The sequence below is a fragment of the Aeromonas ichthyocola genome, assembly GCF_046087985.1.
GTDB classification, from domain to species: Bacteria; Pseudomonadota; Gammaproteobacteria; order Enterobacterales; family Aeromonadaceae; genus Aeromonas; species Aeromonas rivipollensis.
In genome coordinates, this window is record NZ_JBJSWH010000014.1 from 1 (window position 1) to 6,237 (window position 6,237).

The following is a 6,237-nucleotide window of genomic DNA, read 5'->3' on the forward strand; positions in this document are numbered from 1 at the left end:
GTACGGGCGTCATCCTTCAAAGCCTTTTGCTGGTCGGCAACGGTCTGGAACAGGGCATCGTTGGCCTTCTTTTGCGACTCTGACGCCAGGCGGCGGTTCTCTTCCATCGCTGCCTTTTCGGCCGGCGTGCATCCGCCGCTGCCGTTGAAGCATGGCGAGCTGCGGTAATAGGCCACGTCCTGAAACTTGGCCAGGTAACGATCCAGGCTGCCTAGCTGGTTCTCGTAATAGGCCAGCGTGTTTTGCGCGGCAATCAGCCGGTTGATCGTAGTCTGCGCCTGATCCCAGATATACGCGGCTGGGGCCATCGTGTTCTGGAGCTGATTTTCGTACTGCTGCAACTGGGTCTGGTACTGCTCAATCTGCTTGAGCGTCTGCGCCACCGACTCGATGGCCGTCATGATGTTCTGGGCCAGGTTGCCGCCGTCGATGACGGGGATACCAGCTTGCACAGGGGCGGTGGTAGTGGTGATAAAGCCGGTTGCGAGTGCAACGGCTAGAGCGGTTTTTTTAGCCGCTAAAATTTTGGACTTCATGGTCGTACTCCGTCGATGAAAAGAAGGCATTGCCTTGACCAAGCGTTGTGCTTGTTCTCGGCAACGTTTCATCGAAGAGCTACGCCACTAGCTGATCGGTATTGCCCTTGGCGCTGAGGCCCGGACTTACAAACGTAAAACTACTCTGTTTTTTTATCGCTTTCGGACAAGCCAACTTCCCGGCCAATCTCTTCAAGCTCTAGCGGCTGTACTGCCGCCGTCAGTATTTCGCGTATTTCCGCGTCGGTGCTCCTATCGTTGAGCGCTGCTCGAACTTTCAACGCACGGTGCACCTCGGCGGGTAAATTCCTGATAAGCACATTTGCCATATCAATACCCTTTTGGTGTACCCGACAACCATGCTATCAAAGATATTAAAAATAGCAAGACCTATACTCTTGCAACCGGCGGTAGCCGATCAGCCCCGCAGGGCAGGATTCCCGTTGAGTGCCCCCGGCGCGAATAAGGGACAGTGAAGATAGGGGTCGTTTGCGGGAGGGGGCGGAATCCTACGCTAAGGCTTTGGCCAGCGATATTCTCCGGTGAGATTGATGTGTTCCCATCCGAGCGGCGAAACATGGGCCAAGAGATCGGGCGATAGCAGCTTTCCATCGCGTTTCTGGTTTGCAACGACCTCGCCGAGCTTCATGGTGTTCCAGAAGATGATGATGGCGGCGAGCAGATTCATGCCGGCGATGCGGTAATGCTGGCCTTCGGCGGAACGGTCGCGGATTTCACCGCGGCGGTGGAAGCTGATTGCCCGCTTCAGCGCATGATGAGCTTCGCCTTTGTTGAGCCCGATCTGGGCACGCCGTTGGAGTTCGGCATCCAGAATCCAGTCGATCATGAACAGGGTGCGCTCGACGCGACCGACTTCCCGCAGGGCTGTCGCGAGCTCGTTCTGCCGCGGATAGGAGGCGAGTTTCCGCAGAATCTGGCTTGGCGCGACGGTCCCGGCAGCAATGGTGGCGGCGATGCGCAGGATGTCGGGCCAATTGCGCTCGATCATGGCTTGGTTGACCTTTCCGCCGATCAACGCTCGCAGGTGCGCCGGGGCGGCCGACGGATTGAACGCGTAGAGCCGTTTGGATGGCAGGTCGCGGATGCGCGGAGCGAACCGGTAGCCGAGAATGGCACATGCGGCAAAGACGTGATCGGTGAAGCCGCCCGTGTCGGTGAACTGCTCGCGGATATGGCGTCCAGCATCGTTCATCAGCAGGCCATCGAGGATGTAAGGCGCTTCGCTTGCCGTTGCAGGAATCACCTGGGTTGCGAACGGCGCATATTGGTCGGAGACGTGGCTATAGGCTTTCAGGCCCGGGGTATTGCCATATTTCGCGTTGACCAGGTTCATGGCCTCACCTTGCTCTGTAGCGACGAAGAACTGTCCGTCGCTCGAAGCCGACGTGCCCATGCCCCAGAACCGGGCCATGGGTAACGCTGCCTGTGCCTCGACCACCATGGCCAGCGCCCGGTCATAGGCTTCGCCCTCGACATGCCACCGTCCAATGCGGATCAATTCCCAGAAGGTGTGGGTGTTTGTCGCATCCGCCATTTTGCGCAAGCCGAGGTTGATCCCTTCCGCCAAGATAACGTTCATTAGCCCGATCCGGTCAGCGCAGGGTGCTCCTGTGCGCAGATGGGTGAACGCTTCGGTGAAGCCGGTCGCCGCATCCACCTCCAGCAGGAGATCGGTGATGCGCGTGGGCGGGATCTGCTTGTAGAGATCGAGCACCAGATCTTCGGCGCCTGTCGGCGCGGCGGCTTCGAGTTTCTCGATATGCAGAACGCCGTTTTCAATCGACCCGCCCGGGATCGTGCCTGCGCGAGCGGCACGGCCAAGCTCGCGCAACCGCATGTCGAGGCGAGCTTGCCGGTCTGCCAGCCATTCCTCCGGCCGCAATGGCACAGCGAGACGACCGCCTTCCGCGATGGATTGTGCCGGAACGAGTGCGTGTTTCAGATCGCCATAGCGCCGGGACCTAGTAAGCCAGACATCTCCGGAGCGGAACGCATGGCCTTGTCGCAAATTCTTCAGGTTAACTCGATGTTGACCATGGGGAGAGAAGTTGCCGCTCCTGATATTGCGGAGCGAGCCGATGATTTTGAATACCATTGCCGAAAAGCTGAAGCGCCAGTCGAAGGATGATTTCAAGGGCAGGCATTTCGAGGCCTGGCTGATTGTACAGGCGGTTGCCTGGTACTTGCGCTACCCGCTCAGCTATCGTGACTTGGAAGAGATGTTTCGCGAGCGGGGCTTCGAGGTCGATCATAGCACGATCAACCGCTGGGTATTGGCTTATGCACCTGTCATCGAGAAACGGCTGCGGCAGTTTCGTCGACCCCATTGCGGCTCGGTCCGGATTGATGAGACCTATGTCAAGATCCGCGGCAAATGGCGCTATCTGTACCGAGCCATCGATAAGCATGGCAATCCGGTGGATTTCCTGCTGACCGCTAAGCGCGATCTCGACGCTGCCAAGCGGTTCTTCCGAAAGATGCTTAAAGATGAACCCTTGTTGTCGCCGAACAGGATTGGGACGGACGGGGCCAACACCTTCCCGTCAACGATCAAAACGTCGGTTGATGATGGGCTTCTCCATCCCGATCCCGTGCATTATGTGACCAAACATCTCCAGCAGGGGATTGAGAGCGACCATTTCCGGGTGAAGAAGAACATGCCGAAGATCGGCGGTTTCCAATCCTTTAACACGGCGCGGCGAACCATCGCGGGTTTCGAGGCGATGCTGTGGCTGCGGAAGGGCTTTGGCTTTTCAGGCGGCTGGACCGTCAATGACCAGAATGATTTGCTTGCGCGCCTCTTCGGACTGCAAAAGGTTAACAAAGCATGAAAATACCGGCCTTGGCTGGGTGATAGCTGCCTCCAAAAGTGTTTGCGACACGCCCGGAACAATTCAGCCACTGCACCCATGTTCCGAGTTGGTGTGGTTTGCGGATCGTATGCCGGCATCTCGTTGCGCAAGATCTGCACCCAATCGGCAGGCACGGGCGGCGATCTCCAATCTGCGGGATCAGTCAGATCACCCGAGTGCGTGGGCATGACAATCGTGCCCTGGGGACCAACACAATCCAGAAGGGCCTGAATCACTGCGACCGGCCCTCCCGCGACCCAGCCGAGCGAGCTTAGCGAACTGTGGACGAGAACTGTGCCACCAAGCGTAAGGCCGTTCTCTCGCATTTGCCTTGCTAGGCTCGCGCGAGTTGCTGGCTGAGGCGTTCTCGAAATCAGCTCTTGTTCGGTCGGCATCTACTCTATTCCTTTGCCCTCGGACGAGTGCTGGGGCGTCGGTTTCCACTATCGGCGAGTACTTCTACACAGCCATCGGTCCAGACGGCCGCGCTTCTGCGGGCGATTTGTGTACGCCCGACAGTCCCGGCTCCGGATCGGACGATTGCGTCGCATCGACCCTGCGCCCAAGCTGCATCATCGAAATTGCCGTCAACCAAGCTCTGATAGAGTTGGTCAAGACCAATGCGGAGCATATACGCCCGGAGCCGCGGCGATCCTGCAAGCTCCGGATGCCTCCGCTCGAAGTAGCGCGTCTGCTGCTCCATACAAGCCAACCACGGCCTCCAGAAGAAGATGTTGGCGACCTCGTATTGGGAATCCCCGAACATCGCCTCGCTCCAGTCAATGACCGCTGTTATGCGGCCATTGTCCGTCAGGACATTGTTGGAGCCGAAATCCGCGTGCACGAGGTGCCGGACTTCGGGGCAGTCCTCGGCCCAAAGCATCAGCTCATCGAGAGCCTGCGCGACGGACGCACTGACGGTGTCGTCCATCACAGTTTGCCAGTGATACACATGGGGATCAGCAATCGCGCATATGAAATCACGCCATGTAGTGTATTGACCGATTCCTTGCGGTCCGAATGGGCCGAACCCGCTCGTCTGGCTAAGATCGGCCGCAGCGATCGCATCCATGGCCTCCGCGACCGGCTGCAGAACAGCGGGCAGTTCGGTTTCAGGCAGGTCTTGCAACGTGACACCCTGTGCACGGCGGGAGATGCAATAGGTCAGGCTCTCGCTGAATTCCCCAATGTCAAGCACTTCCGGAATCGGGAGCGCGGCCGATGCAAAGTGCCGATAAACATAACGATCTTTGTAGAAACCATCGGCGCAGCTATTTACCCGCAGGACATATCCACGCCCTCCTACATCGAAGCTGAAAGCACGAGATTCTTCGCCCTCCGAGAGCTGCATCAGGTCGGAGACGCTGTCGAACTTTTCGATCAGAAACTTCTCGACAGACGTCGCGGTGAGTTCAGGCTTTTTCATATCTCATTGCCCCCGGACGAGCGTCTGCTCCGCCATTCGCCGTCCGCCGTGCCAATCGGATCAGCCGTCCAAATGCGGGATTTTCGTTAGTCGGAGGCCAAACGGCATTGAGCGTCAGCATATCATCAGCGAGCTGAAGAAAGACAATCCCCGATCCGCTCCACGTGTTGCCCCAGCAATCAGCGCGACCTTGCCCCTCCAACGTCATCTCGTTCTCCGCTCATGAGCTCAGCCAATCGACTGGCGAGCGGCATCGCATTCTTCGCATCCCGCCTCTGGCGGATGCAGGAAGATCAACGGATCTCGGCCCAGTTGACCCAGGGCTGTCGCCACAATGTCGCGGGAGCGGATCAACCGAGCAAAGGCATGACCGACTGGACCTTCCTTCTGAAGGCTCTTCTCCTTGAGCCACCTGTCCGCCAAGGCAAAGCGCTCACAGCAGTGGTCATTCTCGAGATAATCGACGCGTACCAACTTGCCATCCTGAAGAATGGTGCAGTGTCTCGGCACCCCATAGGGAACCTTTGCCATCAACTCGGCAAGATGCAGCGTCGTGTTGGCATCGTGTCCCACGCCGAGGAGAAGTACCTGCCCATCGAGTTCATGGACACGGGCGACCGGGCTTGCAGGCGAGTGAGGTGGCAGGGGCAATGGATCAGAGATGATCTGCTCTGCCTGTGGCCCCGCTGCCGCAAAGGCAAATGGATGGGCGCTGCGCTTTACATTTGGCAGGCGCCAGAATGTGTCAGAGACAACTCCAAGGTCCGGTGTAACGGGCGACGTGGCAGGATCGAACGGCTCGTCGTCCAGACCTGACCACGAGGGCATGACGAGCGTCCCTCCCGGACCCAGCGCAGCACGCAGGGCCTCGATCAGTCCAAGTGGCCCATCTTCGAGGGGCCGGACGCTACGGAAGGAGCTGTGGACCAGCAGCACACCGCCGGGGGTAACCCCAAGGTTGAGAAGCTGACCGATGAGCTCGGCTTTTCGCCATTCGTATTGCACGACATTGCACTCCACCGCTGATGACATCAGTCGATCATAGCACGATCAACGGCACTGTTGCAAATAGTCGGTGGTGATAAACTTATCATCCCCTTTTGCTGATGGAGCTGCACATGAACCCATTCAAAGGCCGGCATTTTCAGCGTGACATCATTCTGTGGGCCGTACGCTGGTACTGCAAATACGGCATCAGTTACCGTGAGCTGCAGGAGATGCTGGCTGAACGCGGAGTGAATGTCGATCACTCCACGATTTACCGCTGGGTTCAGCGTTATGCGCCTGAAATGGAAAAACGGCTGCGCTGGTACTGGCGTAACCCTTCCGATCTTTGCCCGTGGCACATGGATGAAACCTACGTGAAGGTCAATGGCCGCTGGGCGTATCTGTACCGGGCGTA

General features: G+C 58.1%; 5 protein-coding genes and 3 pseudogenes. 2 read left to right on the forward strand and 6 right to left on the reverse strand.

Annotated elements, in window-relative coordinates; translation table 11 throughout:
• From trbJ to ACF2JD_RS22490, 3 genes and pseudogenes are all read right to left on the reverse strand, one after another.
• Nucleotides 1-536 (reverse strand): P-type conjugative transfer protein TrbJ (trbJ, locus tag ACF2JD_RS22480; protein ID WP_440988184.1); only part of this gene is annotated, 536 nt, incomplete at its 3' end.
• A 140-nt stretch (nucleotides 537-676) separates the two neighbouring features.
• A complete protein-coding gene (locus tag ACF2JD_RS22485; RefSeq protein ID WP_000024442.1) occupies nucleotides 677-865 on the reverse strand; it encodes a FitA-like ribbon-helix-helix domain-containing protein in 189 nt (62 codons plus the stop codon).
• A gap of 185 nt (nucleotides 866-1,050) precedes the next feature.
• A pseudogene (locus tag ACF2JD_RS22490) lies at nucleotides 1,051-2,550 on the reverse strand (Tn3 family transposase); the annotation flags it as partial.
• A gap of 85 nt (nucleotides 2,551-2,635) precedes the next feature.
• Between ACF2JD_RS22490 and ACF2JD_RS22495 the strand changes: the two are divergent.
• Nucleotides 2,636-3,388 carry an IS6 family transposase gene (locus ACF2JD_RS22495; RefSeq protein WP_000602738.1) on the forward strand — a complete coding sequence of 251 codons (753 nt, stop codon included), beginning with the start codon at nucleotides 2,636-2,638 and terminating at the stop codon, nucleotides 3,386-3,388.
• 62 nt (nucleotides 3,389-3,450) lie between these two features.
• On the opposite strand, the pseudogene ACF2JD_RS22500 reads toward ACF2JD_RS22495, so the two are convergent.
• The 3 genes and pseudogenes from ACF2JD_RS22500 to aac(3)-IVa form a co-directional block, all read right to left on the reverse strand.
• Nucleotides 3,451-3,804 (reverse strand): annotated as a pseudogene (locus ACF2JD_RS22500) (AAC(3) family N-acetyltransferase); the annotation flags it as partial.
• A 5-nt stretch (nucleotides 3,805-3,809) separates the two neighbouring features.
• Complete coding sequence (gene aph(4)-Ia, locus ACF2JD_RS22505) at nucleotides 3,810-4,835, reverse strand: aminoglycoside O-phosphotransferase APH(4)-Ia (protein ID WP_000742814.1); 1,026 nt, start codon at nucleotides 4,833-4,835, stop codon at nucleotides 3,810-3,812.
• 228 nt (nucleotides 4,836-5,063) lie between these two features.
• On the reverse strand, nucleotides 5,064-5,840 hold the full coding sequence (gene aac(3)-IVa, locus ACF2JD_RS22510) for an aminoglycoside N-acetyltransferase AAC(3)-IVa (RefSeq protein WP_001199192.1): 777 nt from the start codon (nucleotides 5,838-5,840) through the stop codon (nucleotides 5,064-5,066).
• Between the two features lie 113 nt (nucleotides 5,841-5,953).
• On the opposite strand from aac(3)-IVa, the pseudogene ACF2JD_RS22515 reads away from it, so the two are divergent.
• A pseudogene (locus ACF2JD_RS22515) lies at nucleotides 5,954-6,237 on the forward strand (IS6-like element IS26 family transposase); the annotation flags it as partial.

What these genes read in the sequence shown, in the direction of transcription:
- ACF2JD_RS22495 (WP_000602738.1), top strand. Translation starts at nt 2,636, where the DNA reads ATGATTTTGAATACCATTGCCGAAAAGCTGAAGCGCCAGTCGAAGGAT.
- ACF2JD_RS22485 (WP_000024442.1), bottom strand. Translation starts at nt 865, where the DNA reads ATGGCAAATGTGCTTATCAGGAATTTACCCGCCGAGGTGCACCGTGCG.